Source organism: Corynebacterium lizhenjunii, assembly GCF_011038655.2.
Classification (GTDB): domain Bacteria; phylum Actinomycetota; class Actinomycetes; order Mycobacteriales; family Mycobacteriaceae; genus Corynebacterium; species Corynebacterium lizhenjunii.
In genome coordinates this window covers 2,019,727-2,045,449 of the sequence record NZ_CP064954.1, presented here as the reverse complement: position 1 = coordinate 2,045,449, position 25,723 = coordinate 2,019,727, and the positions used below count along the sequence as shown (strand labels likewise).

At 61.9% G+C, this 25,723-nt stretch carries 21 protein-coding genes; 13 read left to right on the top strand and 8 right to left on the bottom strand.

Annotated features, from left to right (window positions below; translation table 11 throughout):
• Positions 1-131 precede the first annotated feature (131 nt).
• The 8 genes from gabT (at position 132) to G7Y31_RS09490 (ending at position 10,384) form a co-directional block, all read left to right on the top strand.
• A complete protein-coding gene (gabT, locus tag G7Y31_RS09525) occupies positions 132-1,460 on the top strand; it encodes a 4-aminobutyrate--2-oxoglutarate transaminase (protein WP_165010056.1) in 1,329 nt (442 codons plus the stop codon).
• Positions 1,461-1,494: 34 nt separating this feature from the next.
• Positions 1,495-2,976: an NAD-dependent succinate-semialdehyde dehydrogenase gene (locus G7Y31_RS09520; RefSeq protein WP_165010054.1), complete on the top strand. Its 1,482-nt coding sequence runs from the start codon at positions 1,495-1,497 to the stop codon at positions 2,974-2,976.
• Between the two features lie 178 nt (positions 2,977-3,154).
• A complete protein-coding gene (locus G7Y31_RS09515; protein WP_244977372.1) occupies positions 3,155-4,438 on the top strand; it encodes an aromatic amino acid transport family protein in 1,284 nt (427 codons plus the stop codon).
• Positions 4,439-4,707: 269 nt separating this feature from the next.
• The gene (locus G7Y31_RS09510; RefSeq protein WP_165010052.1) at positions 4,708-5,370 is read left to right on the top strand and encodes a DUF3558 domain-containing protein; all 663 of its coding nucleotides are present in this window, start codon (positions 4,708-4,710) and stop codon (positions 5,368-5,370) included.
• Positions 5,371-5,388: 18 nt separating this feature from the next.
• Positions 5,389-7,122, top strand: a complete 1,734-nt coding sequence (locus G7Y31_RS09505) for a hypothetical protein (protein WP_165010050.1) — start codon at positions 5,389-5,391, stop codon at positions 7,120-7,122.
• Between the two features lie 13 nt (positions 7,123-7,135).
• The gene (locus G7Y31_RS09500; RefSeq protein WP_165010048.1) at positions 7,136-7,765 is read left to right on the top strand and encodes a DUF3558 family protein; all 630 of its coding nucleotides are present in this window, start codon (positions 7,136-7,138) and stop codon (positions 7,763-7,765) included.
• Positions 7,765-9,501: a hypothetical protein gene (locus G7Y31_RS09495; protein ID WP_165010046.1), complete on the top strand. Its 1,737-nt coding sequence runs from the start codon at positions 7,765-7,767 to the stop codon at positions 9,499-9,501. Before G7Y31_RS09500 ends, G7Y31_RS09495 begins: the two co-directional genes overlap by 1 nt.
• A 16-nt stretch (positions 9,502-9,517) precedes the next feature.
• The gene (locus G7Y31_RS09490) at positions 9,518-10,384 is read left to right on the top strand and encodes an endonuclease domain-containing protein (protein WP_165010044.1); all 867 of its coding nucleotides are present in this window, start codon (positions 9,518-9,520) and stop codon (positions 10,382-10,384) included.
• Between the two features lie 279 nt (positions 10,385-10,663).
• Here the strand turns inward: G7Y31_RS09490 and G7Y31_RS09485 are convergent, their stop codons facing one another.
• The 4 genes from G7Y31_RS09485 to G7Y31_RS09470 form a co-directional block, all read right to left on the bottom strand.
• Positions 10,664-12,040 carry an NAD-dependent succinate-semialdehyde dehydrogenase gene (locus G7Y31_RS09485; protein ID WP_165010042.1) on the bottom strand — a complete coding sequence of 459 codons (1,377 nt, stop codon included), beginning with the start codon at positions 12,038-12,040 and terminating at the stop codon, positions 10,664-10,666.
• An 81-nt stretch (positions 12,041-12,121) separates the two neighbouring features.
• Entirely contained in the window at positions 12,122-13,726 is a 1,605-nt protein-coding gene (locus tag G7Y31_RS09480; RefSeq protein ID WP_165010040.1) for an APC family permease, read from the bottom strand.
• Positions 13,726-14,673, bottom strand: coding sequence for a universal stress protein (locus tag G7Y31_RS09475; RefSeq protein WP_165010038.1), 948 nt, complete (start codon positions 14,671-14,673; stop codon positions 13,726-13,728). Before G7Y31_RS09475 ends, G7Y31_RS09480 begins: the two co-directional genes overlap by 1 nt.
• A gap of 3 nt (positions 14,674-14,676) precedes the next feature.
• On the bottom strand, positions 14,677-16,179 hold the full coding sequence (locus G7Y31_RS09470) for a flavin monoamine oxidase family protein (RefSeq protein ID WP_165010036.1): 1,503 nt from the start codon (positions 16,177-16,179) through the stop codon (positions 14,677-14,679).
• A 117-nt stretch (positions 16,180-16,296) separates the two neighbouring features.
• Here G7Y31_RS09470 and G7Y31_RS12005 point away from each other — a divergent pair, with 117 nt between their 5' ends.
• A complete protein-coding gene (locus G7Y31_RS12005) occupies positions 16,297-17,070 on the top strand; it encodes a TetR/AcrR family transcriptional regulator (RefSeq protein WP_196823563.1) in 774 nt (257 codons plus the stop codon).
• A 35-nt stretch (positions 17,071-17,105) separates the two neighbouring features.
• Here the strand turns inward: G7Y31_RS12005 and G7Y31_RS09460 are convergent, their stop codons facing one another.
• The gene (locus tag G7Y31_RS09460) at positions 17,106-18,797 is read right to left on the bottom strand and encodes a DUF262 domain-containing protein (protein ID WP_165010034.1); all 1,692 of its coding nucleotides are present in this window, start codon (positions 18,795-18,797) and stop codon (positions 17,106-17,108) included.
• 171 nt (positions 18,798-18,968) lie between these two features.
• On the opposite strand from G7Y31_RS09460, the gene G7Y31_RS09455 reads away from it, so the two are divergent.
• Positions 18,969-19,265 (top strand): type II toxin-antitoxin system RelB/DinJ family antitoxin, encoded by a 297-nt coding sequence (locus tag G7Y31_RS09455; RefSeq protein ID WP_165010031.1) that lies wholly within the window; start codon positions 18,969-18,971, stop codon positions 19,263-19,265.
• Positions 19,266-19,324: 59 nt separating this feature from the next.
• Here G7Y31_RS09455 and metX read toward each other — a convergent pair whose 3' ends face one another.
• The 3 genes from metX to G7Y31_RS09440 all read right to left on the bottom strand — a co-directional run bounded on the left by metX (position 19,325) and on the right by G7Y31_RS09440 (position 23,768).
• Positions 19,325-20,479: a homoserine O-acetyltransferase MetX gene (gene metX / locus G7Y31_RS09450; RefSeq protein WP_196823562.1), complete on the bottom strand. Its 1,155-nt coding sequence runs from the start codon at positions 20,477-20,479 to the stop codon at positions 19,325-19,327.
• A gap of 36 nt (positions 20,480-20,515) precedes the next feature.
• Positions 20,516-21,838 carry an O-acetylhomoserine/O-acetylserine sulfhydrylase gene (locus G7Y31_RS09445; protein ID WP_165010029.1) on the bottom strand — a complete coding sequence of 441 codons (1,323 nt, stop codon included), beginning with the start codon at positions 21,836-21,838 and terminating at the stop codon, positions 20,516-20,518.
• Between the two features lie 295 nt (positions 21,839-22,133).
• Entirely contained in the window at positions 22,134-23,768 is a 1,635-nt protein-coding gene (locus tag G7Y31_RS09440; protein WP_165010027.1) for a cytochrome c biogenesis protein CcdA, read from the bottom strand.
• A 205-nt stretch (positions 23,769-23,973) separates the two neighbouring features.
• Here G7Y31_RS09440 and G7Y31_RS09435 point away from each other — a divergent pair, with 205 nt between their 5' ends.
• The 3 genes from G7Y31_RS09435 to G7Y31_RS09425 all read left to right on the top strand — a co-directional run bounded on the left by G7Y31_RS09435 (position 23,974) and on the right by G7Y31_RS09425 (position 25,685).
• Positions 23,974-24,309, top strand: coding sequence for a hypothetical protein (locus G7Y31_RS09435; RefSeq protein ID WP_165010025.1), 336 nt, complete (start codon positions 23,974-23,976; stop codon positions 24,307-24,309).
• Between the two features lie 66 nt (positions 24,310-24,375).
• Positions 24,376-24,939 (top strand): sigma-70 family RNA polymerase sigma factor, encoded by a 564-nt coding sequence (locus tag G7Y31_RS09430; protein WP_235922986.1) that lies wholly within the window; start codon positions 24,376-24,378, stop codon positions 24,937-24,939.
• Entirely contained in the window at positions 24,936-25,685 is a 750-nt protein-coding gene (locus G7Y31_RS09425) for an anti-sigma factor (RefSeq protein WP_165010021.1), read from the top strand. Before G7Y31_RS09430 ends, G7Y31_RS09425 begins: the two co-directional genes overlap by 4 nt.
• The last annotated feature ends 38 nt before the right edge of the window (positions 25,686-25,723 follow it).

Genomic DNA, 25,723 nt, shown 5'->3' with positions numbered 1-25,723 from the left:
GCGGCGCTGTCACTATACATAGTAAACAGCATCGGGCGGAAAATTTATACGCTGCGGCCATATCGCCAGGCTGGTGTGCCGGCTCACAATATGGGCAGTCCATTGCTGAAATCGCTAACAAAGGAGAGCGCATGTCTGAACTCGAGTACCGCATTGAACAGTCCCGCCACCTGGGCCAGCAGGTCCCCGGCCCGGTCAGTGCCGCGCTGGATGAGCGCCGCAAGAACGCCCTGCCCGCTGGCATGGCCCCGGCACTGCCTGGCTACGTCGTAGATGCTGACGGTGGCATTCTTGCCGATGCCGACGGCAACCGCTTCATCGACCTGGCTTCCGGTATTGCAGTTACCTCTGCAGGCGCCTCCAACCCCGCGGTGGTCAAGGCCGTCCAGGAAGCCGTGGCGCACTTTACCCACACCTCCTTCACTATCTCCCCGTACGAGTCCTACGTGGAGGTAGCAGAAAAGCTCAACGAGCTCACCCCGGGTGACCACCCGAAGAAGACCGCCCTGTTCAACTCTGGTGCAGAAGCAGTAGAAAACGCCGTGAAGATTGCGCGAAACTACACCGGCAAGCGCGGCGTGGTGGTCATGGACCGCGCCTTCCACGGCCGCACCAACTTGACCATGGCCATGACGGCCAAGCAGTCGCCCTACAAGAATGGCTTTGGCCCCTTTGCCCCGGAAATCTACCGCGCACCCATGTCCTACCCGCTGCGCGATGGCCTAACCGGTGCAGAGGCCGCCAAGCGCACCATCACCATGATTGAGCAGGAAGTCGGCGCAGCCAACCTGGCCTGCGTGGTAGCAGAGCCCATCCAGGGTGAGGGCGGCTTTGTGGTCCCGGCGGAGGGCTACTTGCCGGCCATCCAGAAGTGGTGCAATGACAATGACGTGGTCTTTATTGTCGATGAAATCCAGGCGGGCATGATGCGCACTGGCACCTGGTTTGCCTCCGACCATGAGGGCGTGGTGCCGGATATGGTCACCATCGCCAAGGGTGTGGCCTCTGGCATGCCGCTGTCTGCGGTGACTGGGCGCGCTGAAATCATGGATGCCCCGCAGCCCGGCGGCCTGGGTGGTACCTACACCGGCAACCCCGTCGCCTGTGCTGCCGCCCTGGCTACCCTGAAGGAATTCGAGGAGAAGGACTTCGGCGCCCGCGCGCTCAACCTGGAAAAGATTGCCCGCGAAGAACTCGCCCCCATCCTGGAGGACGAGCGCGTGGCCGAGTTCCGCGGCCGCGGCGCAATGTTGGCCCTGGAGTTTGTCACCGCCGAAGGCGAGCCAGACTCTGAGCTGGTCCACCAGATTGCCGCCGGTGCCAAGGCTGAAGGCGTGCTGATTTTGACCTGCGGCCTGGACCACAACGTCATCCGCTTCCTGCCCTCCCTGGCCATCCCGGAGGACCTGTGGCGCGAGGCCCTGCAGGTCGTGGTCAAGCAGTTCAACGAATACAAGTAGCGAATACAAGTAGCGAGTAAGTAAGGACAACACTATGGCAGAGTTTGATTACGCACCCGTCCAAGACCTGCTGGACTCCCTGCCCACCGGCCTGTGGCTAGGCGGCAAGAATGTCGATGCCACCGGTGGGGAAACCTTCGAGGTCCTGGACCCCGCCACCGAGCAGGTCCTGGCCAAGGTTGCCGATGGACGCTCGGAAGACTGGATGGCGGCACTGGAGGGGGCATCGGCAAGCCAAAGCCAATGGGCGGCAGTACCCCCGCGCGAGCGCTCCATCATCCTGCATGAGGTATTTGAGCGCGTGACCGCCCGCAAGGAAGACTTCGCTCGCGTGATGACCTTGGAAATGGGCAAGCCCTACGCCGAGGCCCTCGGTGAGGTCGCCTACGGTGCGGAGTACATTCGCTGGTTTGCGGAGGAAGCCGTGCGCATCCCCGGGCGCTACTCGCAATCCCCGGCCGGCAATGGCTCCATTACCGTCTCGCACACCCCCGTGGGCCCGGTGCTGGCCATTACCCCGTGGAACTTCCCGCTGGCCATGGCCACCCGCAAAATTGCCCCCGCGTTGGCTGCCGGCTGCACCGTCATTGTGAAACCCGCAGCGGAAACCCCGCTGACCATGCTGCTCTTTGGCCAGGTGCTGGCAGAGGTACTCGCCGAGCATGACGCACCAGCTGGGGTGTTTTCTATCATCACCACCCGCAAGTCCTCGGCGCTATCTGAGGAGCTCATGGCCGATGCCCGCCTGCGCAAGGTCACCTTCACCGGCTCCACCGGCGTGGGCAAGGTCCTAGTGCGCCAGTCTGCCGATAACCTGCAGCGCACCTCCATGGAACTGGGCGGCAACGCGCCATTCCTGGTGTGCGAGGACGCCGACCTAGACCTGGTGCTCGGCTGTGCCATGCAGGCCAAGATGCGCAACGGCGGCGAGGCCTGCATTGCCGCCAACCGCTTCATTGTGCATGAGTCCCTGGCCGAAGAGTTCACCCAGCGCCTGACCGAGCAGATGGCCGCCGTCACCGTGGGCCACGGCCTGGAAGACGGCGTGACCCTGGGCCCGCTGATTAGCGCCAAGCAGCGCGATGCCGTCGCTGAGCTGGTCTCCGGCGCCCTGGCCCAAGGTGCTGTGGCTACCACCGGTGGCTCCGTGCCTGAGGGCACCGGCTACTTCTACCCGGCCACCGTTTTGGCTCAGCTTGCCGATGACGCCGATATCCTCCGCCAGGAAATCTTCGGCCCCGTGGCCACCGTCACCACCTTCGCCACCCTCGAAGAGGGCGTGGCCAAGGCCAATGACACCGAGTTTGGCCTGGCAGCCTACGCCTTTACTGAGAACGTCCACACCGCCGACTACCTGGCGCACGCCCTGGAGGCCGGCATGGTGGGCATCAACCGTGCCGCCATTTCCGATGCCGCCGCACCCTTCGGTGGCATCAAGCAGTCCGGCTTCGGCCGCGAAGGCGGCGCCGAGGGCATTGAGGAATACATCTCCGTGCGCTACATCGCCAAGCCTTAACCGATAACCGGCCTGCAGGGCCGTCTTGACCGGCCTGCTGGGCCGCTGGGTCGCCTTAACTGGCGGCGACGGTGAGCGTAAGGGGGCATCGGCAAGCTAAGGCAGAGCTTGTGCTGGTGCCCCCGGCCGAGGACCACCCTCCTCGGCCTCTTTTCTATCTCTACGAGTGGAGGCAACAATGACTACACACAGTTCTGCAACCCCCGCAGGCCCGGGCGACGCTGGCGCGCCGGGAGCTTCGGAAGTTCCGGGAGTTCCGGACAGCATTGCCGCGGCCGCGCACAAGCCGGCGCTGACATTTGTGCAGGGCATCGCACTGATTTTTGGCACCAACATCGGTGCCGGGATTTTGTCCATTCCCTATGCCGCGCGCAACGGCGGCTTTGTGGCGCTAATTATTGCGCTGCTGGTGGCCGGCACGCTGACCACCATTTCCATGCTCTACGTGGCGGAAACCGCCATGCGCACCCGGGCGCCGCTGCAGGTCTCCGGACTGGCGGAGCACTACCTGGGGCAATGGGGGCGCTGGCTGGTGTTTGTGGCGATTATTGTCAACGGCATCGGCGCGCTGATCGCCTACGCCTCCGGCTCCGGGGACCTGATACACAACATCTTCGGCCTGCCGCCGCTGGTGGGCACGCTGATTTTCTTCGGGTTCGGTTCTTGGGTGATGTACCGCGGGCTGCACACCACCGGCGCGACCGAAGGCGCGATTACCGCCGGCATGGCCATTATTATTGCGGTGCTGTGCGGGTGGACCATCCTGGGCCCCGGCATTAAGGCAGAGAACCTGCTGGTGCTGCACCCATTTTATATTGTGCCGATTTTGAACTTGGCGGTGTTTTCCTTCCTGGCGCAGTACGTGGTTCCGGAACTGGTCCAAGGCATGGACCCCACCAAGCCGCGCGAGACCGCCCGCGCGATTGTGCTGGGCATGGTCATTACCGGCTTTACCCTCGCGCTGGTGCCCTTCGCCGCGCTGGGCTTGCTGGGCATGGACGTTACCGAGGTAGTGACCATCGCCTGGGGCGAGGCCCTAGGCCCCGTGGCCTACTACCTGGCCAACATCTTTGCCCTGGCCGCGATGCTGACGTCCTTTTTGGCCATTGGGTTTACCACCATGCGCAATGTGCTCGACATTTTCCACTGGGCTGGTGCGGCGCGTGAGCGCGGCATTGCCGTGGCGCTGACCGTAGTGCCGCCGCTGGCGATTTCCCTAGCTGGCCTTGGTGGGTTCGTGGCCGCGCTATCCTACGCTGGTGGTTTTGCCGGGGCAATTATGTCGATTATCCCGGTCATGTTGCTCCACGCCGCGCGGCGCTCGGGCGACCGCGACCCCGGCTGGGACGTCGGCCGCCTGGCGCACCCGGTTATTCAAGGCACGATCATCGTGGTGTACTTCCTGGCGTTCGTGTACTCCGTGGTGTCGATTCTGGGCCTGGTGCCCGCCGGGTGGGCGTAGGCCCGCGGGGGCTTCGGGGGTTCCGGGGGTTTCGGGGGCTTCGGGCGGAGTGTGGCGCGTTTTCTGCGCGGAAGGGCTCAGTTTTTCGAGGTGGGCCCTTCGCGCAGAAGATGCGTCACCGCCGGGTGGGGCGTAAAAAACTTTTGGCAAAAGGGGGTGACAAACGGGCGTCTGTGGGGCATGATGTTTTTCCATGAGGGGGGTTCTTCCGCACAACCGGCTTAGGTCTCGCCTCATGCGATATTGGACGAGCACTTCAAGGAGCGACCATGCGACTGCCGTTGAGCCTAACCGCCGGAGCCGCGAGCTTGTTAGCACTTGCTGCCTGCGCTGGGCCTGCTGGTCAAGACCATGCGGTACCGGCCGTCGCTGAATCGACTTCTGCCGTGGCAGGTGGCCAGGGAGCAGCTGTGTCTGCCGATGCCCCGCCTTCCGCCACGGCCGTGACTGGGGGCCAGGAAGCAACGGGATCTGGTGGTGCCCCGATTGGTTTCACCATGCCTCCGCCGGGGACCTTCGACCCGAACGCGCCAGGCTACAAGCCCTTCAAACCTTGCGAGGACATCCCAGACGAGGTGTTTGAGCAGCTGGGACTCAAGCGGGTGGACGCAGCGGGGACAACGTACGAACCATATTTCTGTCAAGTCGATGATGGTAGCCATGAGGGGATGGACCTGACGCTGTCTTCGTGGAAGACGGGGATGGATTCCCTTACTAGCATTAACTCAGAGGTTGTCGAGGTCCCGGATGCGTTGCCAGGATCGGTGACTATGATTCCCACTAATGAGCTGCGGGGGCCCATTTGTGATACTGCGTTGGAGACTGCCGTTGGCACGGTGGTGGTAGGGGTCATCGCGCTGGGGTATATCGGGACTCAAGAAAGCCTGTGCTCGATTCCAAATGATCTGATGAAAAAGCTATACCACTATTAAGGGGGATGCGTCATGCATATGAATTTCAAAAATCTGCAGGATAACGGCCAGTTGGTGCTGAGGCTGGCAATGGCTGTGGAGCGCCTGTCAGGAGTTACTCCACCAGTGATGTCAGCGGGGCTGTCGTCGATTGGTGGGGTCAGTGCGGCCGGGGCTATTCATGGCCGTTTCTTGCATGGGGATCCGGCGTCTGCGCAAGAGACGCTGCGGAAGTTTACTAGCCAGTTGGACTGGATTGGGGGTCAGCTGCGGAATCAGGCGGCGGCGGTTGCGTTGCAGGATTCGGGGGCGGCGTGGGCATTTGATATGTTGCACGTGGGGGTTCGCCCGGAGGTGCAGGAGGTTCGGTTTGTGGAGCAGCCTCCGGCTGACTATCAGACCTTGAGCTTTGTGCCGCCGGTGGTTGTGCTGCCGCGCCTTGATATTGGGCTGGTGGCTTCGCAGATCAATGGGATTGACTTGGGTAGCGTGGTTGCGTCGGCTTCACGGTGGGGTGATTTGCAGGGTGCGGCAACAGACGCGGTGGCGCAGCTACAGTCAGTCGCGGGTGCCTTGGCCGCGGAAAATTCTGGTGAGGCAGTGGACAAGGCAGTGGCCACGTTGCAGAAAGTAGCGGGCACTGGCACTGATTTTTCGGCGAATGCTGGGCTGATGCACGCCCAGACAGCCGCGATGAACAGCTTTGGCATTCTGGCCAAGATTCAGGCGGCAACGGCAGAGGCAGTCATTCGATTGATTCCGGACCTCGCAGCACAAAAGGCTGCGGAGCAAGCGGCCATTGCCTCCTTGGAGCGCCAGTTGCAGTTGATGGTGGACGTATCCTTGCCCAAAGTCGCGCACCTGGCCAGCCCGCACATGGCCGCTGGGGGAGGTCTGGCGGAGATCGGCATGAACGCCATTGCTGGTAGCGACAAGCGCTACGGCACTGACTCTGTGACCATTCCGCAGGCGATGGTGGATGCCGCGATGTCTGGGCAGCTGGGCCCTGGCTCATTTGAGGTGGTTGATGGCATGTTGCGCCCGGTGGCCGGTATCGGTATGCATGATGCTGGCGTGCAGCAGTTCCTGCGCGGAGTTGGCCGAGATGTAGCGGGCATGTTTGAGCCTTCGGTGTTGCCAGCGCACTTGGGGGAGTCGTTGACTGGGCCGTCGACGGTTAGCTTGAGTGGGTCTGGTTCTGGAGTTGTGTCTGGCGGTGCTGTTCCAGGCGGTGGTGTAGCACCTAGTGGCCAGGTCGCTTTGGGTACGGCTGGGACTACCCCGACTGGTGTGGGCACAGTCGGTGCGCCAGGGGCTGGTTGGGCCGGTGGTGTGCCAGGCTTTGTGCCCGGTGCCACGGGTGGCCGTCAAGGTGGTGGTGCCGGAAGTGCTCGGTCTGGTTCGCTGCCTGGTGTAGGTAGCAATCCTATCGGTGCTGGTGTCAGCGGTGGCGCGGGTGCTGGGGGCATCGGCAGTGGTGGCATCGGCAGTGGGGGTGCGCTGGGAGCGGGGCAAGGAGCAACCGGGGGCACGGTCCGTGGGGTTACCTCAACTTCTATACCTGGTGCTAATTCTGGAGGCGGAGCTGGGTCCGGTGTGCGAGGTGGTGTGCCGATGATGGGTGCCGGCGCTGGCGGTGGTTCGAACAATCGGGGTCGGGTCAAGGCGGTGACCTCGCGGATTGAACAAGACGCCAACAAGCGGGCCCTGATTGGTGATTTGCCGCCGGCTATTCCAGGCGTCATCGGGGCGTGGGTACGAGACGAGCCCTAAGGAGGTAGTAGAAATGCGTAATCAATTCTGGATTAGTGTGTCGGCCCTGGTGGCAGTGGCTGGGGTGTTGGTGGGGTGCAGTCAGTCGGTGGCGACTTCGTCTGATACAGCGGCGGGAGTTGTGGCTGCGCCAGCTGCAGCATCGGAGCAGGTGGTGGGTGAGGGGGCGGAGTCGGTTGCCCCGAAGTTTGAGATGCCTCCACCGGGGCCTTTTGACCCGAATGCTCCGGGGTATAAGCCTTTCAAGCCGTGCGAGGACATCCCAGATGAGGTCCTGGCCGAGATTGGGGTAAGGAAGGAAACGGGGGTTGGGCAGAGTATTTATCCATACGGGTGCGCGCTGGAGATGGACCAGGTGTTTGGCCGTGGTGCCATCTCTCTGTTAGCGCATCCGGGCACTGCTGAAGATTTGGTACAACGAGGAGTGTTTCAGTTATCGGAAGAACAGGGGGCGCGTATCAGCGGAAGTGCGGTACTTGACCATTTTTGGCTCGATGAGGAGGGCTACTGCGTATCCGGTGTGGATACCACCCTTGGATTTATTGGTGTGGACTACGGCTCAACGGGAAATATCCCAAGCGGTGCTTCGATGTGTGAGGTGCCGACGAAAATCATGGAAGAACTATATGGAAAGGGACAATAATGTACATCGATCTTAAGTCATATTCACAGGTGGGGAATTCCATCGATACGCTCAAGCTGAATTTAGACAAGGCTGCTTGGGATTCGGGTGCTGGTATGTCCGCAGCGTTGTCGTCGATTGGTGGGGTCAGTGCGGCCGGGGCTATTCATGGCCGTTTCTTGCATGGGGATCCGGCGTCTGCTCAAGAGACGCTGCGGAAGTTTACTAGCCAGTTGGACTGGATTGGGGGTCAGTTGCAGAATCAGGCGGCGGCGGTTGCGTTGCAGGATTCGGGGGCGGCGTGGGCATTTGATATGTTGCACGTGGGGGTTCGCCCGGAGGTGCAGGAGGTTCGGTTTGTGGACCAGCCGCCAGCGGACTATCAGACGCTGAGCTTTGTCCCGCCGGTGGTTGTGCTGCCGCGCCTTGATATTGGGCCGGTGGCTTCGCAGGTTAATGGGATTGATTTGGGCAGTGTGGTTGCCTCGGCTTCACGGTGGGGTGATTTGCATGCTGCGGCGACCGAGGCGGTAGCCAAGTTGGAGGCAATTGCGGCGGCGTTGGCCGGTAGTAGTTCCGGCGAGGCGGTGGACCGCGCGGTGGCTACGTTGGGTAAGGCTGCTGCTACAAGTGCGGATTTTGCGGCCAATGCGTTGTTAATGCAGGCGAAGACTATGGCGATGAATAGCTTTGGGATGTTGGCTAAGGTGCAGGCGGCTACTGCCGAGGCGGTGGTGCGCGCGATCCCGGATGTGGCGGCACAAAAGGCTGCGGAACAGTCGACGATTTCTGCGCTGGAGTCGCAGCTGCAAATGATGGTGGATATTTCCCTGCCGAAGGTGGGCAATCTGGCCAGTGCGCAGATGGCTAATGGTGGTGGTGTGGCTGAAGTCGGTGTCAATGGGATCGCGGCGAGTGGCCGTGGGTTTGATGCTGAATCACTGTCGTTGCCGCAGGCGATGGTGGATGCGGCGATGTCTGGGCAGCTGGGCCCAGGGTCGTTTGAGGTGGTTGATGGCATGCTGCGCCCGGTGGCCGGTATTGGTATGGATGATCCTGGTATGCAGGAGTTTTTGCGTAGTGCGGGCCGTGACGTGGTGAGTATGTTTGAGCCTTCGGTGTTGCCAGCGCACTTGGGGGAGTCGTTGACTGGGCCGTCGACGGTTAGCTTGAGTGGGTCTGGTTCTGGAGTTGTGCCTGGCGGTGCAGTTGCAGGCGGTGGCGTAGTTCCTGGCGGCTCGGTCGCTTTGGGTACGGCTGGGACTACCCCGACTGGTGTGGGCGCAGTCGGTGCGCCAGGGACTAATTGGGCTGGTGGTATGCCGGGCTTTGTGCCAGGGGCCACGGGTGTGCGTCAAGATGCTGGTTCTGGAAGTGGTGGCCGGGGTGGTTCGGTACCAGGGTTGGGCAGTAGCCCTATTGGCGCTGGTGCCGGTGTCAGCGGTGGCGCGGGTGCTGGTGCTGGTGCCGGTGGTGGGGCTGGGGGCATCGGCAGCGGAGGCATCGGCGGTGGGGGTGTGCCGGGAGCAGGGCAGGGCGCTACCGGTGGCATGGTTCGCGGAGTTACCTCGACACCGGGTGCTGGTATGCGTGGTGGTGTGCCGATGATGGGTGCCGGCGTCGGCGGTGGTTCGAACAATCGGGGAAGGGTCAAAGCTGTGACCTCGCGGATTGAACAAGACGCCAACAAGCGGGCCCTGATTGGAGATTTGCCGCCGGCTATTCCGGGCGTCATCGGGGCGTGGGTGCGCGAGTAAGAGCTGGGAGGGGGCAATGGACGACTTGATCGTGAAAGGGGTATCGCGCTCGACGGTGCAACGCCGAGTCAAAGCGGGGGAGTACTACAAGGTATTCAACGGCCTCTACCTGACCCGGAAGCCGACCCCGCGGCAGCTGCTGTGGGCGTTGCTCACTACGTTCCCGCGGTCCTGTGCCACCGGGCGCACAGCGGCGGAGTTTTACGCCGGGAAAGAGGTGAGCTTTCCGCTGCAACTAGTGATCGACCGGGACATGCAGCAGATTGATGGAGTGCAGTGGTTTCGCTCGCGGCTGCTCAGACACGTGTGGATGGGAGAGTTCCGGGTGCATGTTCCGTGCCTGGCAGTTGAGCACCTGGACGAGGAACCAGCCATCGCGCTACTGGAGATGGCGTACGCAAACCGACGCGGGCGGGATCTTGCTGAACGTCACGTTGCCGGACTCCGTTTGCCCGCGCGCAGTCGGGCGCTGCTGAGCAAGGCGGCCATCGGCGCCGATAGCGGAGGAGAGGTGGTGCTAACTCGAGCCCTGCGTGAAGTAGGGCTGACCGTCTTGAACAATGTGTACTTGGGGGCTTATTGGTGGGACATCTATGTACCAAAGCTGAAACTGCTGGTGGAGGTGGACGGGTACGAGTATCACCGCAGCGAAAACCTGGAGACCTTTGTGCGCGACCGCGCTAAGGCTAACGATGCCGTCCTAGCCGGCTTTGTGGTGTTGCGGTTTACTGGCAGCTGCGTGACGCATGAGCTGGACCGGGTGGTGCAGCAGATTCTCTCCGTGCGCACCGTGCCGAACCCGCTGCCGACCGAAGGGGTGTGGGACTGGCATTGGGTGTTTGTGCGAGCCGCGCACCCGGAGCATCAGGAGATGTACGAGTAGGGCGCGAGGCCGTTTGGGCGCGTTCGGGTGGAGGATGACTCATTTTCTGCGCGGAGGGCCCCAAATTTTCGAAAAACTGAGCCCTTCCGCGCAGAAAATGAGTCACGGAACTGTGCGTTGGGGCGCTCGGGTCCCGGGCGGGGGCTGAGTGGGGCGCTTGCCCCAGGGCAGGGCCCGGGGGCAGGCCCGGAGCCGCGGGCCAGGCGGGCCCGGGGAGCCCGGCGCTGTCGACCCGGGGGCAGGCCCCGGGCAGGGGCTGAGGCCAGGCGGGTCCCGGGATTACTTCTCTACGTAGTAGAGCTGCTTGTTGACGAACTCGTCCATGCCCAGCGGACCCAGCTCGCGGCCGAAGCCGGAGCGCTTGACGCCACCGAAGGGCAGTTCGGCGCCCTCGCCGGCGGGGGTGTTGACGTTGGCCATGCCGCACTCCAGGCGCCGGGAAATAGCGGCAGCACGCTCGGTGTCCTGGGAGAACACGGTACCGCCCAGGCCGAACTGGGTGTTGTTGGCCAGTTCCAGGGCTTCTTCATCAGAGGTCACCTTGTAGACGGTGGCCACGGGGCCAAAGAACTCCTCGTAGTAAATGTCAGAACCCACGGGAATGTCGGTGATGACTGCGGGGGAAAGGTAGGCACCGGCATCGGCAAGCTCACCGCCTACGCGCAGGTTGCCACCAGCGGCAACGGCGCGGTCGAGCTGCTCACGCAGGCCCTCAGCGGCGGCGCGGGAGGACATGGCGGAGTAGGCGCCCTCGACCTCATTGTCGGGGGTGGACTTCACCGCGGCGCGAGCGAGCTTTTCTAGCTCGGCCACGAACTCATCGTAGATGTCCTCCATGATGATCATGCGCTTGTTGGAATTGCAGGCCTGGCCGGTGTTGTACATGCGGGTGGTCCAGGCCAGCTTGGCAGCGGCGGGGACATCATCAGTATCGAGCAGGATGTAGGGGTCAGAGCCGCCCAGTTCGAGCACGGCCTTCTTCAGGTTTTGGCCAGCCTGGGCGCCAACAATGGAACCGGCGCGCTCAGAGCCAGTTAGGGATACGCCCTGGATGCGGGGGTCAGCGATGATGGTGGCAATCTGATCGTGGGTGGCAAAGAGGTTGGTGTAGACGCCCTCGGGAACTCCGGCGTCATCCATGATCTGTTGCACGGCCAGGGCAGAGCGCGGGCAGATTTCGGCGTCCTTGAGGATGATGGTGTTGCCCAGGACCAGGTTGGGGCCGGCGAAGCGGGCAATCTGGTAGTAGGGGAAGTTCCACGGCATAATCCCCAGCAGCGGGCCGATGGGCAGGCGGCGAATGACGGCCTTGCCCTCGGAGAAGGTGGGAATCTCTTGGTCTTTGGTGAATTCCTCGCCGTGCTCGGCGTAGTAGCCGATGATGTCGCCGGAGAACTCGGCTTCATCGGCGGCCTCGGAGAGGAACTTGCCCATCTCCTCGGCGGCGATGGCGGCGAGCTCATCCTTGCGTTCCTTAAACAGCTCGCCCACGCGGGCTACAATCGCGGCGCGCTCCGCGATGGGACGGGTAGACCAATCGCGGTAGGCGGCGGCGGCCTTGGCCAGAGCGGCTTCGACTTCGGCGTCGGTGGCGGAGTCGAAGGTCTCAATGACCTCATCGGTCACGGGGTTTTGGACGCGGTATTGGGTAGACATGGAATCAAACTCCTTCTATTCGAGTTCAGTTTGAGCCCTCAACGGGCTGCATTCGGTGTCGGACACGAGTGTACGTGGGATCTAGACCAAAGGCATGTGGGTATCCTCGCCGGAGGTGATCCGCCGTAGGGTCTCGCCTTTGAAGAAGCCCGGGTGCGCTAGGCGGGTAAAGACCATCAGGACCACGCCCAGGCCTAGGACCATCATGGACAGGATGAACACCATGCCGATGCCGCCTATCTCCGAGCCTGACCCGTACCCCGGGTCCAGGGAGTCGTAGGCGGTGATGAAGAACATCATCAGCAAGAATCCGCCGCCCAGCAGGGGAAATACCAGTTTGAATATCACGTTGTGGACGGAGTCAAACAGCACGCGGCGGAAGTACCAAATGCAGGCCACGGCGGTAATCCCGTAGTAGAAGCACACCATCAGGCCCATGGTGGAGATGGTGTCCCACAGGGCGTTTTCACTAATCAGGCGGGTGACCACGTAGAAGATGGCTGCCACAGCTGCAGAGACCACGGTAGCCACCGACGGAGTGCGAAAGCGCGGGGAAATCTTCGCAAACGCCGGCGGTAGGGCCCGGTAGTAGCCCATGGCCAGCAGGGTGCGCGCCGGGCCCACCATGGTCGATTGCAAGGAGGCAAAAGACGAGGACAGCACGGCAATGTAGATAAGGATGGAGGCCTTGCCCAGTACGGGCTCGGAAAGCACCGCGAAGATGGATTCCTGGTTATCCGGGTTGCCAGCGCCCAGGCCCTCGGTGCCGGTGCCGGCCCAGGACACCACGGCCAGGGCGGTGAAGATGTAGAGGGCAATGATCACCAGCACGGTGATGGTGGCCGCGCGCCCGGGGGTCTTTTCGGGGTCCTTGGTTTCCTCGTTCATGGTCAGGGTGACGTCCCAGCCCCAGAACATGAAGATGGACAGGGAAATGCCTGCAGCAATGAGGCTGAATCCGCCGATGCCCGCCGGGTTGAACCAGTCCAGCTCGATGGGGGTGAAGTCGAAGCCGCCGTGGTGGTAGGCGTGGTGGATGGCCACGGCATCGAAAAGCACAATGGCACCAATTTGGATGGCCACCAGGAAGTACTGCAGGCCCTGGGTGGAGTCCATGCCGCGGTAGGAAATGTAGCCGGCCACCGCGATAAAGACGATGGTGGTGGGGATATTGACCGCCAGGTTGTGGGTGAGCCCGGAGATAGTGGGGCTGTTAAAGAGCTGCCCCAGCAGCAGGTAGAAGAAGTCCACCGCCACTGCCGCCAGGTTGGAGAGCACCAAGATGGTGGCGGTGATAAGTCCCCAGCCGCCCATCCACCCGGCCCAGGGTCCAAAGGCCTTGGTGGCCCAGGTAAAGGAGGTGCCGGAGTCGGGGACGGCATTGTTAAGCTCCCGGTAGGCAAACGCCACCAGCAGCATGGGGATAAAGCCCAGCAGCAGTACGGCGGGCACGTGGTGGCCGACGGCGGAGATGGTGGGGCCCAGCCCGGAGGTCAGGGTGTAGGTGGGGGCAATACAGCTAATGCCGATGACCACCGCACCAATTAGGCCCACGCGGCCAGCAGCCAGGCCCTTGTCGGAGACGATACCGTCCTTGCCGATGCCCCCGCCCGCGCCACCAGCGCCCGGGTTGCCGCCCGTACCGGCACCTTCAGCGGCGCCGCGGGGAAATTCCACGGTAGTCATTAGTCCACACCGCCTTTCGGATTGAGGTTGGCGTCGGTGCCGGCCTGCATGTAGCCAGCCGGGACCACCACCATGGGGATGGGAATGGAGCGCAACATGCGCGAGGCCGTCGAACCCAGGAAGAGGCGGCCGGGCACCGCCATGCGGGAAGAGCCCACGAAGGCCAGCTCGCCTTCCTCCCAGTCGAGCCGGGACAGAGCGTCTTCGACGTCCATGCCGGAGGCCACCGCGGTGGTGGCGTGGCCGGCATCCAGCATGGATTTGGCTACCTCGCCCAGTTTGCGGTTGCCGTAGGCGCTGACCGCACTGAGCACGTCGGTGCCCAGCCCGTGCATGTCGGATTCCCCGGAGAGCACCAGGGAGACCAACCGCAGGGGGATTTCGCGGCGGCGCGCCCGGTCCAGGCCAATGGCAATGACGTCACTGGTACCCGGCCGCGGCCCAAAGAAGGTGCTGATCCGGGTAATTGGCCCGGGGTAGTTATAGCCGCGCGGGGCCAGTGCGATGGGCACGGATCCGGAGTGCAGCAACACATTGACCGCAGAGCCCATCTGGAACCGGCCCAAGAGCCCGCCCTTGCGCGCGCCCACCACAATCAGGTCCGCTTCCAGCTCTTCGGCAGCGGCATTAAGCGCTGCGGCCTCGGACTCGCCGGGGTAAATACGGGCGGTGGCGTGGATGCCATCGGGGACCTCGTCTAGGGCCTCTTGCAACCAGCCGGCTAGCTGTTCTTCCAGGATGGAACAGTAGCCGCGGTCGTGCGGGTAGATGCCGGAGAAGGAGTTATGCTCCGGGGCGACCATGACTATTTCTAGGTTGACGTCGCGGTCTTTGGCCAGGGCAATGCCTAGCCGTAGGGCGTCGCGGCCAAAGTCTGTGGCTACGTAGCCGACCACAATGCACCCTTGGGCGGGCCGGCGCTGAAAATCCGAGGCAGTGCTGACCATGGCCTAGCCCTTCTCTGCGATAGCCAGGGCTGCCATCTCGCCTTGGCGGATGGCGCCATCAACATGCTGGTAGCCTTCGGCGGCAATATCGGAGCACGCGTAGTAGATAGGCCCGGTGGGCTGGTTTTGCAGGTGGCCCCAGCGTGAGAGCCCGCCCAGATCATAGGAGGTGGCGTACGCGCCGCGGGTCCATTCTTCGGCGGCCATGTCAGACAGGTAGAAGGCGATGGGTTCCTTGGTCTTCGGGCCCAGGTAGTCCGCCATGGCGTCGAGGATGCGCTCTTTGCGCTCTTCTTCCGGCAGGTGCCACATTTGCTCGGCGTAGACGTCGGAGACAAAGCCCACCAGGGTGCCGTAGGTGTCTTCCTCGCCCTCGCGGGAATGCGCGAAGTTCTTGCCGTAGTTGGTGTTGTCGTAGACCTCTTGGACCAGGCGCCCGCCACCAAAACCGGTGCCGGAGAGGCCCTCTTCGCGCCAGAATGGCGTGTCATAGATGGCATGGACCTTGATCACCAGCCCCATGGAGATGTGCTGGTGGGCAATGAGCTGGTCGCGCGGCATGGGCGGGACAAAGGAGATGCGGTTGTACAGGTTTGGCGGCACGGCCAGCACGGCGTAGCGGGCTTTGACGGTGACCTGGTCGGAGTAGGCCACGACCTCGCCTGGCTGGCCGTTGCCCTCGACGCCGTTGCGCACGTCAGCCTTGACGTTGTTGAGCTCGTCTGCAGTGGCGGGATCCACCTGAGCCCAGTGCAGCTCGCGCACGGGGGTGCCCAAGAAGACGTCCTCGCCCAGCTCCTCTGCCAAGGTCAGCGACACGCGCTGCATGCCGCCTACCACGCGGCGGTCCAGGATGAAGTCCTCGTCCACCAGGTTGCTAAAAGAGCCTGCCGATGCCGCCATCAGCACCGCCTGCAGCGTCGAGAAGGCATAAGAGGGCTTGGTTAGCATGCCGGATGCCACATAGATGGAAACGTTGTCGATGGCCTCGGCGTCATCGGAAAGCTGCTCTAGCCACTTGCGGAAGGAAATGGAGTCCAATTCTTGCGCGCGGGGGTGAGCCCACGGGTTGGCGGGGTCCATCTCCGCAGCCAGCTGGTCCATGATGGAAATCAGCCGCTCCATTTCCGCGATGGTCTTGTCGGAGGCCGGGAAGGTGGTGCCCTCATATTCGTGGCGGGTGCCGTCGGGGGAGACGTAGATGGACTTGCCTTCACGGTAGCGCTGGAAGGTCTCCAAGCCGAGCTCGTCTACTAGCTCCAGCAGGCGGGTTTGGTCCGGGGAAATCCACTGGCCGCCGAGTTCGACAAAGTGCTCCACGCCGGCGGCGTCTTTGACCTTGCCGCTCCAGGTGCGTCCGCCCACGCGGTCGCGGGCTTCGAGCACGGCCACTGATAGGCCCTTGTTCTTGAGGGTGCGCGCGGCCATGAGGCCGGAGGGGCCGGCACCGATGACGACGACGTCGCGTTCGATAACCGGGTTTGTGGAATTGGTGAAGCTAGACATGGCTGGAATACTCTCCTTGCTAGTGGAACAGTGCGACAAAATGAATGGCATTCATTTTGTGTTGTGGGACACTTTACCGAATGGATGGCGATACGAAAAGAGTGAAAGGCGAAAAAATTGGAGAGAAGCAAAGGCAGGCCCACAAAAGCACTGGTCACGCGCGAAAAAATTTCTTCCGCCGCGCTGAAAATTGTGGGGGTGCAGGGGTATGAAAAGCTGACCATGGCCCGCGTTGCCCGTGAGATTGGGGTAGGTCCCAGCGCTCTCTACAATCACGTCCACGGCAAAGATGACCTCCTGGCCCTGGTCCAAGACGCCGTGATGGCCCAGGTAGACACCGCCGCTTTGCGTGCCGCCCTGGCCGGTGAACTCAGCCCCGGTACCGCCTTGCGCACGTGGGCGCGCTCCTATCGCGATGTCTTTGCCCTCCACGCGCCCCTGGTGGAAGTCATTGCCACCACCCCCATCTCCGGCGCGCCTGCCACCCAGGAGATGTACGAGCTCGTCGCCCGCGTCCTCGTCGCCGCCGGCGAGCCCCAGGCGCGCATAATCCCCCGTATTATCGCCCTGGAGTCCTTCATCTACGGCAGTTCCTACGATGCCCACGCCCCCGCCAACATCTTCGACCTGCCCTCCGGCGGCCCCGTGTCCACCCATACCTTTGCCGCCGCCCGCGCGGCCTTCGTCGCCGACTCCGCCGTCTCTGCCGATGCCCCCGTCGGCTCCGCCTCGGCAGGCTCCGGCTTCGCCTCGGCAGGCTCCCGCTTCGCCTCAGCCGCTTCTGCCTCAGCAGGCTCCGGCCCCGTTTCCGGGCCCGACGGCGGGGGAAACCCCTTCGCCGACACCCCCTTCCGTCTGGGCCTAGAGGCCCTGCTGGCTGACATCGACTAGGGTCGCCGGTAACAGTGTCACGTGCCCGTACCGAGCTAGAGCTGCCACTGCTTGGTCAGGATTGCCAGGAGGCTGGCCTGGCGCCGCTCGATGACTTCGGGGGTCCACACGTCTTCGGCGAGCACCTGCGTGGTCAGCGCAAAGACCGCAACACCTTTCCCGGACCTAAAGTACTTTTCCTTCTTGACGTCGAAGTCATAATTGCTGGCACTCGAGTTTTTCCGGCGGTTAAGCAGTAGGAGGTTGCCCAGGCGGTGGGTCCACGTTGTAGCCTCTTCCGGCGTGAAGTCCTTGGCCCACTGGCTATCTGGCGCGATGCTCTGCGGTAGGACGTGCTCGACCGATATGATTCCGTGGTCGTAGGAAGCCCCCGGGGTGTCGGCGAGCACGGAGTCCAGGCGCAGCAGCACATATTTGTACACTCGCGGGGCGAGGTAAATGTCCCCGTCGAGGCCTGTCACAGTGTCACGCCGTTCGGTGTCGCTGAGATTGAATGCGGTCGAGTTGAGCCCGTGGCCATCAGCGAGTTGCTTGAGTAACTCCATGTAGCGCTGTTGTCGGGGTGTTGCGTAGACCCTCCGGACAAGCATACTGGCTGCGAGGCGTTCAAGCTTAGCCAAGAAGGCAACCAGGAACTCCGGGTCCTCACCATGTTCGGTGATTGCCCACAACGCTGGGGGCCGCCAGTCATCGTTGTCGAGTCGAGTCAAAATCTTGAGCCAATTGTTGACCTGGTTCCAGTGGGGATCCGCACCCTGGAAATCCTGGGTATTCAACCGGATGTCGGCCTTCGCGTAGGGTTCCAGAACTTCTTGGATGAACCCACTGCCATTGTCCGGCAGGTAGCCAGCTAGGACTTGTTCCGGGAACTCTTGCAGGAGGCTTTTTACGCCGCGAGTTTGGGTCTTGATCGCGCGGAGATAAAGGAACAGGTCTCCGAACTCATCACGGCCTAGGACTTCTTCAAGTTCTTCCCACCGGTTGGCGTAGTGCTGCTTGTCTTGTTCGGGTATCGCGCCAATGACCTGGGACTTAAAGATATCCTGCGGTGACAACGGCAGGCCGCGAGCGTTCATCACCGAGAAAATGCGATATGCGCTGTTCAAGTCTGGGGTGGAGACAACAACCAGGAAAGCTCGGCGTGCGATGAGGCGAAAGAGGTCCTTGCGAAGCTCCGGGGTAAACTGCTCCAATTCTTTGTGCAGAGCCTTGGCGTTATCGCGCAGCCCACGCTGGGCATCGGTCTGCGGAACGTTGTCGCTCAGGCCCACCAGCTTAAAGGTGCTGCCCTCCTTCTGCACGTGATTGAAGAAAAACTGGTTGTCGCGTGGACGCAAAGCCAGACGCGGGCAGGCTGGCTTGTCTTCCCAGTCCACTGCCGGTTCTTCGATGAGCCTGTGAATGTCCCTACGCAGATCCTCGTTGGAAGTCAGGTCGCGTAGGAGCGCAAGCAACAGAGTCAGGGTGGTGAGTCGCTGTTGGCCATCGATGACCTCAGCCCGGGGACTGTTGGGGGCTTTGACAAGGACAATGGAGCCGAGGAAGTATGGCTCGTCCGTGTCCCGATCAAGCGCATCTACCAGGTCCGCAAGAAGCTGCAGGGACTCCTCAGTGCCCCAGGCATAGGGGCGCTGATACTCGGGGATAACGAACTCATAGTCACCAACGTTGAGCAACCTTCCAACGCTGATCTCCTTGGCGTCGAGTTGTCTGCTTTCGGCTGCCATCATTCACTCCCTAGTCATTAACTGATGGTTTATTTAACGGATAGGCTAATTCTCTCAAAGTCTCAAGTTCAGGGGTGATCATCATTATTCAAGCCTTTTCCAGCGCGGGTGCTTGTGAGGCGGATCTGGCGTAAAATGCCCCTACAGTGGACTATCTGAGGAGGCGCTGAAATGAACAGTGCTGCACATACTGTCAAGATCAATTTCCGTACGGATGCGGACACGAAGGCCCAAGCAGAAGAGCTATTTCGGGTTCTAGGGCTGGATATTTCCACAGCTCTAAATATGTTTTTAAAGCAGGCTATACGTGAACAAGGCTTACCCATTCAACCAGCTCTGCATCGCATTCCGAACGAGATTACCCGGAAAGCAATCGCACACACCGAGGCGATCCTAGCGGGCGAAATTGACGATGATGGGATCCCTTACGATCCGGAACGCGGTATCGATGCTCTCTTGGATGACTGAGCCATGGAAATAACTTTTGAGCATCGGCAAGCTGGACGCGCTGGTGAGCTGGGGGTGGGTTAGATGTAGTACTCGTCGCCGATGTAGGCCGTGCCCAGCTCGAGGCCGTCCGGGGTGGAAAGCGTGATGAAGTTGCGCAGGATGCGGTCCATCTGGCGGGCTTCGGTGAGGAAGGCATCATGACCCACGGGGGAGACAATCTTGGCCATGGCCAGCAGGTTGCCCAAGTTGCGGGAGAGGTGTTCCTGCTGGTGGTAAGGGTACAAAATGTCCGTGTCCACGCCGACGACCATGGTGGGGACCTCGCTGCTGGCTAGGGCCTTGATCAGGCCGCCGCGGCCGCGTCCGATGTCGTGGCGGTTAAGAGCCTCCGTCAAGGTGACATAGGAGCCGGCATCGAAGCGCTGAGTGAGCTTGAGTCCCTGGTACTCCAAATAGGAGTTGACGGCAAAGCGCTGATCATCGCGGCGGAAGGCGCCCAGGGGATTTTCGCCGCGCTGGGCTTGGGAGCCAAAGCGCTCGTCGATTTCTTGCTCGCCACGGTACGTCAGGTGAGCAATACGCCGGGCGGCCGCCAGGCCGTCCACCGGGGTGGTGCCGGTGGTGTAGTAATCCCCGCCGTGCCAATTAACATCGCGGACAATCGCAGAGATTTGAGCGGACTGGATGCCGATCTGCCAGCCGGAAGCCCTCGCGGAGACCGCGATGACGCAGGCGGTAGACACAGCCTCCGGGTACATCAAGGTCCACTCCAGGGTGCGGGCACCGCCCATGGAGCCGCCGATGACGGCGTGGACGCGCTCAATGCCTAGTTCTTGGAGGAAGGCGTGCTCTGCAGCGACTTGATCGCGGATGGAGATAGCCGGGAAGCGTGAACCCCAGGGTTGACCGTCCGGGTGCGTGCTGGCCGGGCCAGTGGAGCCCTTGCAGCCGCCCAGAACGTTGGTGGAAATAACACACCAAGTGTTGGTGTCCAAGGCCTTGCCGGGGCCGATGACCTCGCACCACCAGTCGGCGGCATCGGAATCGCCAGTCAAGGCGTGCTCAACCAGGATGATGTTATTGGCACCGTGCGGATCCCCGCGAAAGGTGCCCCAATGCTGATAGGCAATGGTGACGTCGGTGATGTCCGCGCCGGCTTCCGTGCGCAGCGTGCCAATGGGCACGAAGGCAAGCTCGGCTTCCAGGGCGAGTGGTGGTACGGAGTTGGTCACGAAAGAACTACCTCTGGTGTGTGGCGTTAGGGACCCTTAGACGGAAATGGCAGTAAAGCCGGCCTCAAGGTCAGCGATGATGTCCTCGACGGCCTCGATACCCACGGACAGGCGAATGGTGGACTGGCTGATGCCGGCCACGCGCAGGCCTTCCTCATCCGACTGGGAGTGGGTAGTGGTGGCCGGGTGGACCACCAGCGAGCGGGTATCACCGATATTGGCCAGGTTGGAGTGCAACTTCAGGGCGTCGATGAACGCCCAGGCCTCGTCCTTGCCACCGGCGATGTCAAAGGAGAGCACCGAGCCGGTGTGGGTGTAGCCCAACTTTTCCTTGGTAGCAAAGTACGGGGAGGACTCCAGGCCGGCATAGTTGACCTTGGTGACCTGCGGGTGCTTATCCAAGAATTCCGCCACGGCCAGGGCGTTGGCATTGTGGCGCTCCACGCGCAGGGTGAGTGTTTCCAGACCAGCGAGGGTAAGCCAAGCGTTGAAAGGGGAAATCGCCGCGCCGGTATCGCGCAGCAAGCCCGTGCGGGCCTTGATAGCAAAAGCGGGTGCGCCCAGGTCGGCGTACTTAAGGCCATGGTAGGCGGGATCGGGATTAACAAAGTACGGGAACACCGGGGCGTCATCGCGCTCCACGGTCCAGTCGAAGCGGCCGCCATCAACCAAGATGCCGCCGATAGAGGTGCCGTTGCCGGAGTAGAACTTGGTGGTAGAAGCCACCACGATGTCCGCGCCGAGCTCCAGCGGGCGGGCCAGGGCGGCGGTGGCCATGGTGTTATCGACAATCAAGGGAACCTGATTGGCGTGGGCGACGCCGGCGACGGCGGGGATGTCGAGGACATCGGCAATCGGGTTGCCGAAGGTCTCCCCGTAAAAAGCCTTGGTGTTGGGGCGCACGGCGTCTTGCCAGGACTGCGGATCATCCGGGTTCTCTACCAGGGTAAAGTCAATACCCAGACGCTTGAGGGTGACCGTAAACAGGGTGGCGGTGCCGCCGTAGAGGCGTGGGGAGGTAACAATGTGATCGCCCGCTGAGGCCAGGTTCAAAATAGCGGCGGTCTCCGCAGCCTGGCCGGAAGCGAAAGCCACGGCGGCCACGCCGCCTTCAAGGGAAGCGATACGGCTTTCCAGGGCATCCACGGTGGGGTTATTCAGGCGGGTATAGATGGGGCCCGGGTCCGACAGGGAAAAGCGGGCAGCGGCGTGCTCCGCAGAGTCGAAGACATAAGACGTGGTCTGGTAAATGGGTACGTTGCGGGAGTTGGTGGTGCCGTCGAGGTTTTGGCCCACGTGCAAGGCACGGGTGGCCAGGGACCAATCGGCGCTGGCGGAGTTGTCGTAATGAGTAGGCATGCACCATAGAATAGACCACCACTAGACCAAGCGGTATGCCATGGGGGAAATTGGTGCTCTAGTTCCGGGTTTGGGCAGCTCAGGATATGAATAAAAATAGACCAAGAGGTATGGAAGGCGCCAGGGCGACGGTTGAGTTGGGGTACACGCACCCCGCACCCCGGCCTAACTTCGGCCTAGCACCCGGCCTAACTTCGGCCTAGCACCCGGCCTAACTTCGGCCTAACACCCGGCCTAACTTCGGCCTAGCACCCGGCTAGTCCCGGAGCAGGCGCCGGTGGGTGTGGCAGCGGGTCTAGCCGAAGGTGAAGGAGTACAGGCTCACGCCTTCGCTAATATCCAGGTCCAGGATCTCCGTTTGGGGGTCCTTTTCTTTCACCAGGTCAATGGTGCCGTCTTCGCGCACGGGGAACTCCCGGGTGCTGCCATCGGCACGGTGGGCGGTCACGGTGCCGCGGCCAGAGACCACCAGCTGGACCCAGGAGGCGTGATAGTTCAAGCGCAGGTGAGCATCGGGGCCAGCGGTAATCGGCTGCTTATCCAGGGTCCAGGTGCCGCCAAGGGAATACTGGCCCAGCCTAGGGGCACCTAGGTCAAAGGTGTGGGTGCCGTCGCGGTAGCCGGGGTTGTCAAAGTAGCGGGCCCGGGCAGTACCCAGGTAGGTCTCCGGATTGCGATTAGCGGTAGTGGAGGCCTCAGCGCCTTCGATAGGTGCGGGCAGTTCTACATTGGGGTCGCGTTCTTGCAGCAGCTGGCGGATGAGCTGCTCAGTTTCGGCGTAGTTGCCCTCACCGTGGTGGGATTCGCGCAGGTTACCATTGGCATCCACCAGGTAGTGTGCGGGCCAGAACTGGTTTTCAAACACCCCCCAGGTGGCAAAGTCATTATCCTGGGCCACCGGGTAATTAATGCCCTGTTCCTTGGCTGCGCGCTGGACATTGGCAGCCTCGCGCTCAAAGGCATACTCGGGGGCGTGGATGCCCACCATTTCAAAGCCGTAGTCCTTGTAGTGGTCATAGATCTTGGTCAGGTGAACATTGTTGCGCTGGCAGTTAATGCAGGCATAGGCCCAAAAATCGATGAGGGTGACTTTGCCATTGGTGCGCGGATCCACGGGGGCATCGGTGTTAAACCAACCAGTCAGACCCACGAATTGCGGGACGGGGGTGCCAGCGTTACGCACGGGGGCATCGGCAGACTCGGCACCATTGTTGGTGTTGTTCTGGGAAGAACTGGTACTCAGCACCTCGCTGTGGTCCAACTGGAGCGAGGGAAGCTTTTGCTGCAGCCACGCCGGAGCACCCACAGCAATTAGCCCAGCCATCGCAATAACAATGACCCCGGCCCCAAAGCGGAAACTGCGCTGATTGCGCTGGAAGAAATCCACGCGCTTGCCCACCTCATTGCCACCCAGGGCAAAGATCAGCAGGGGAATGGCTACACCAACGGCGAAGGACAAGCACAGCACCAGGATGTGGGCGTCGATATTGCCGGTCGCACCAGCAACAGAAATAGCAGCCAGCACCGGCCCGGCACAGGGCACAAAGACCACGCCAAGCGCCAAGCCCACCACAAAGCCGCCCTTATCGCGAGCCTTAGCCTGCAAGCCGGTGGCCTTCGGCAGCTTGAGGAAGGGCCACTCCAAGATCTCTTGGAACTTGGGGAACATCATGCCCAAGCCCACAAGCACCAGCAGCCCGATGCCCACCTTCCACACCAGGTCACCCGGTAGGTGCAGGGCATTGAGCACAGTGGTGGCAAAGAGCGTGGCCACCGTGAAACTGGTGACCAAACCGCCGACCACCAGCCAGGGACGCGAGCGCCCGCCATTACCACTAACGGCCAGCACCAAGGGCAAGATGGGCAAAATGCAGGGGGAAATACCGGTGATTAAGCCACCGAGAAATCCAACCAACAACGTTGAGAACATGGGAAACCTTTCTTTCGGGTTATACCCCTTCGTTCGACGCGGCTTGCTGTGCTGGATTGCGCAGCGAACTGCGGGCTGGATCACACAAACTTTTTTCGCCAGAGTCCAATCCAGGCGCGCCCGTGGGTCCGAATGACTACACGAGGGGGCCAGAAACACTGGCCTTCACCGATTCACCCCTAACCGATTCTCAAGGAGAACCCCCATGAAGAAGTTCATTGCAACCGCAGCTGCCCTGGCTATCGCTGGTACCGGCCTGGCCGCTTGCGACGACAGCAAGGACGAGATGAAGAAGGACTCGTCGATGACCTCGGAAATGATGACCTCGGAGATGATGTCTTCTGAGATGAAGTCCGACTCCATGATGAAGTCTGATGAGATGATGACCTCTGAGATGATGGCCCCTGAGTCCGATTCCATGATGAAGTCTGATGAGATGATGACTTCTGAGATGATGGCTCCCGAGTCTGACTCCATGATGAAGTCCGAAGAGATGATGATGTCTGAGGAGATGAAGCCTTCGGAGGAAATGTCCAAGTAAGCCCCACCGCCCTCCATGTTCGCGCTTGCACCCTTAACGGAGGTAAGCTCTAGCTCCGTGTCTACCATGTCCCCGCAGCAGTTGGCCCGGCTCAATGACTTGCTTGTTGAGTCCGCAGCCGGGGATAGGCGTGCCTTTGCACAGCTTTACGATGCCCTGGCACCCACCGTCTTCAGTGTCTGCCTGCATGTGCTAAATAATCAGGCCCTTGCAGAAGAAGTAGCACAGGATGTGTTCGTGGAGACCTGGAGCAAGGCGGCGAGCTTCGACCCGCAGCGGGGTAATGCCCGCTCGTGGGTGGCGCGCTTGGCGCATGGCCGGGCGGTAGACAAACTTCGCGCCCACGTTGCCAGTGTGGAACGCGATGACCGGGACGCCTATTTGGATGAGCCCACCCGTTTTATTGACGTGGAGGCGGATTCCCTGGCGCACCTGGAATCTCAGCGCTTGCGTGCGGCGGTGGACGCTATTGGCGAGCCACACCGCACGGCAGTGCTCTTAGCTTTTTTTAGTGGCCTTAGCCACGCTGAACTGGCAGAATCGACAGGAGTCCCGTTGGGCACGGCGAAGACGCGCGTGCGTGACGGTATAAAGAAACTCAAAGCCGTGCTGGGAAAGGAGGAGCGGTGAGTAATACCCGTGAATTTGATGAGTCCACTTTTGACGACTTCCTCGACTCCCTTCCGCCGCTCGACCCGCCGGCGAGCTTGAAGGGCTCCGTCTTCGCCGCCATCGACTCTGCTGATCCTGCCGATGCCGCCGATGCCGCCGACGCCACAGTCATCGCGCTGCCCCAGCGCACGCCCCCCGCAGACCACACGCCTACCGTGGGACGCCAGCCCTCCGACGGGCACCAGGCCTCCGACGGGCACCAGGCCCCCGACGCGCATCAGCCCGCCACGGGTCGCACGCCTTTCGGCAGCCGGTGGGTTGCCGCGGCTGCGGCGGCACTCATGCTGGTAGTTGGGGGCATCGGCGTGGTGCAGCTGACCCAGCCAGAAACCGCGGAGGAATTGCACGCGGAATCCCCGGGTGTGCAGGAAATGCACGCCATCATGGAAGCCGCAGACCTTAAGACCGGCAATGCCAATGCCTCCGGTGCCACGTTGGACATTGTGTCCTCGACGGACATGGGCAAGTCCGGCGCCATGGTCGATGGTCAGCCACAGCTTGGCGATGGCATGGGCGCCCAAGTTTGGGCCGTGTCCTCCGATGGCACAGTGAGCTCCGCGGGGGTTATCGGCCAAGACCCGCACGAGGACGTGTGGATGCCCTTCGAAAGTGACGCCACCAAAGTCATGGTCACCGAAGAACCCATGGGCGGCAGCGAACAACCCACCGGGCGCATGCTGGCCGAGGTCACCCTCGAAGCCTAGCTAACCGCAAGCTACTCTAGTTTGCCGCTCTAGCCTGC

Coding starts and splice junctions, on each gene's coding strand:
- gabT (WP_165010056.1), top strand. CDS start 132: ATGTCTGAACTCGAGTACCGCATTGAACAGTCCCGCCACCTGGGCCAG.
- G7Y31_RS09520 (WP_165010054.1), top strand. CDS start 1,495: ATGGCAGAGTTTGATTACGCACCCGTCCAAGACCTGCTGGACTCCCTG.
- G7Y31_RS09515 (WP_244977372.1), top strand. CDS start 3,155: ATGACTACACACAGTTCTGCAACCCCCGCAGGCCCGGGCGACGCTGGC.
- G7Y31_RS09510 (WP_165010052.1), top strand. CDS start 4,708: ATGCGACTGCCGTTGAGCCTAACCGCCGGAGCCGCGAGCTTGTTAGCA.
- G7Y31_RS09505 (WP_165010050.1), top strand. CDS start 5,389: ATGAATTTCAAAAATCTGCAGGATAACGGCCAGTTGGTGCTGAGGCTG.
- G7Y31_RS09500 (WP_165010048.1), top strand. CDS start 7,136: ATGCGTAATCAATTCTGGATTAGTGTGTCGGCCCTGGTGGCAGTGGCT.
- G7Y31_RS09495 (WP_165010046.1), top strand. CDS start 7,765: ATGTACATCGATCTTAAGTCATATTCACAGGTGGGGAATTCCATCGAT.
- G7Y31_RS09490 (WP_165010044.1), top strand. CDS start 9,518: ATGGACGACTTGATCGTGAAAGGGGTATCGCGCTCGACGGTGCAACGC.
- G7Y31_RS09485 (WP_165010042.1), bottom strand. CDS start 12,040: ATGTCTACCCAATACCGCGTCCAAAACCCCGTGACCGATGAGGTCATT.
- G7Y31_RS09480 (WP_165010040.1), bottom strand. CDS start 13,726: ATGACTACCGTGGAATTTCCCCGCGGCGCCGCTGAAGGTGCCGGTACG.
- G7Y31_RS09475 (WP_165010038.1), bottom strand. CDS start 14,673: ATGGTCAGCACTGCCTCGGATTTTCAGCGCCGGCCCGCCCAAGGGTGC.
- G7Y31_RS09470 (WP_165010036.1), bottom strand. CDS start 16,179: ATGTCTAGCTTCACCAATTCCACAAACCCGGTTATCGAACGCGACGTC.
- G7Y31_RS09460 (WP_165010034.1), bottom strand. CDS start 18,797: ATGGCAGCCGAAAGCAGACAACTCGACGCCAAGGAGATCAGCGTTGGA.
- G7Y31_RS09455 (WP_165010031.1), top strand. CDS start 18,969: ATGAACAGTGCTGCACATACTGTCAAGATCAATTTCCGTACGGATGCG.
- G7Y31_RS09445 (WP_165010029.1), bottom strand. CDS start 21,838: ATGCCTACTCATTACGACAACTCCGCCAGCGCCGATTGGTCCCTGGCC.
- G7Y31_RS09440 (WP_165010027.1), bottom strand. CDS start 23,768: ATGTTCTCAACGTTGTTGGTTGGATTTCTCGGTGGCTTAATCACCGGT.
- G7Y31_RS09435 (WP_165010025.1), top strand. CDS start 23,974: ATGAAGAAGTTCATTGCAACCGCAGCTGCCCTGGCTATCGCTGGTACC.
- G7Y31_RS09430 (WP_235922986.1), top strand. CDS start 24,376: ATGTCCCCGCAGCAGTTGGCCCGGCTCAATGACTTGCTTGTTGAGTCC.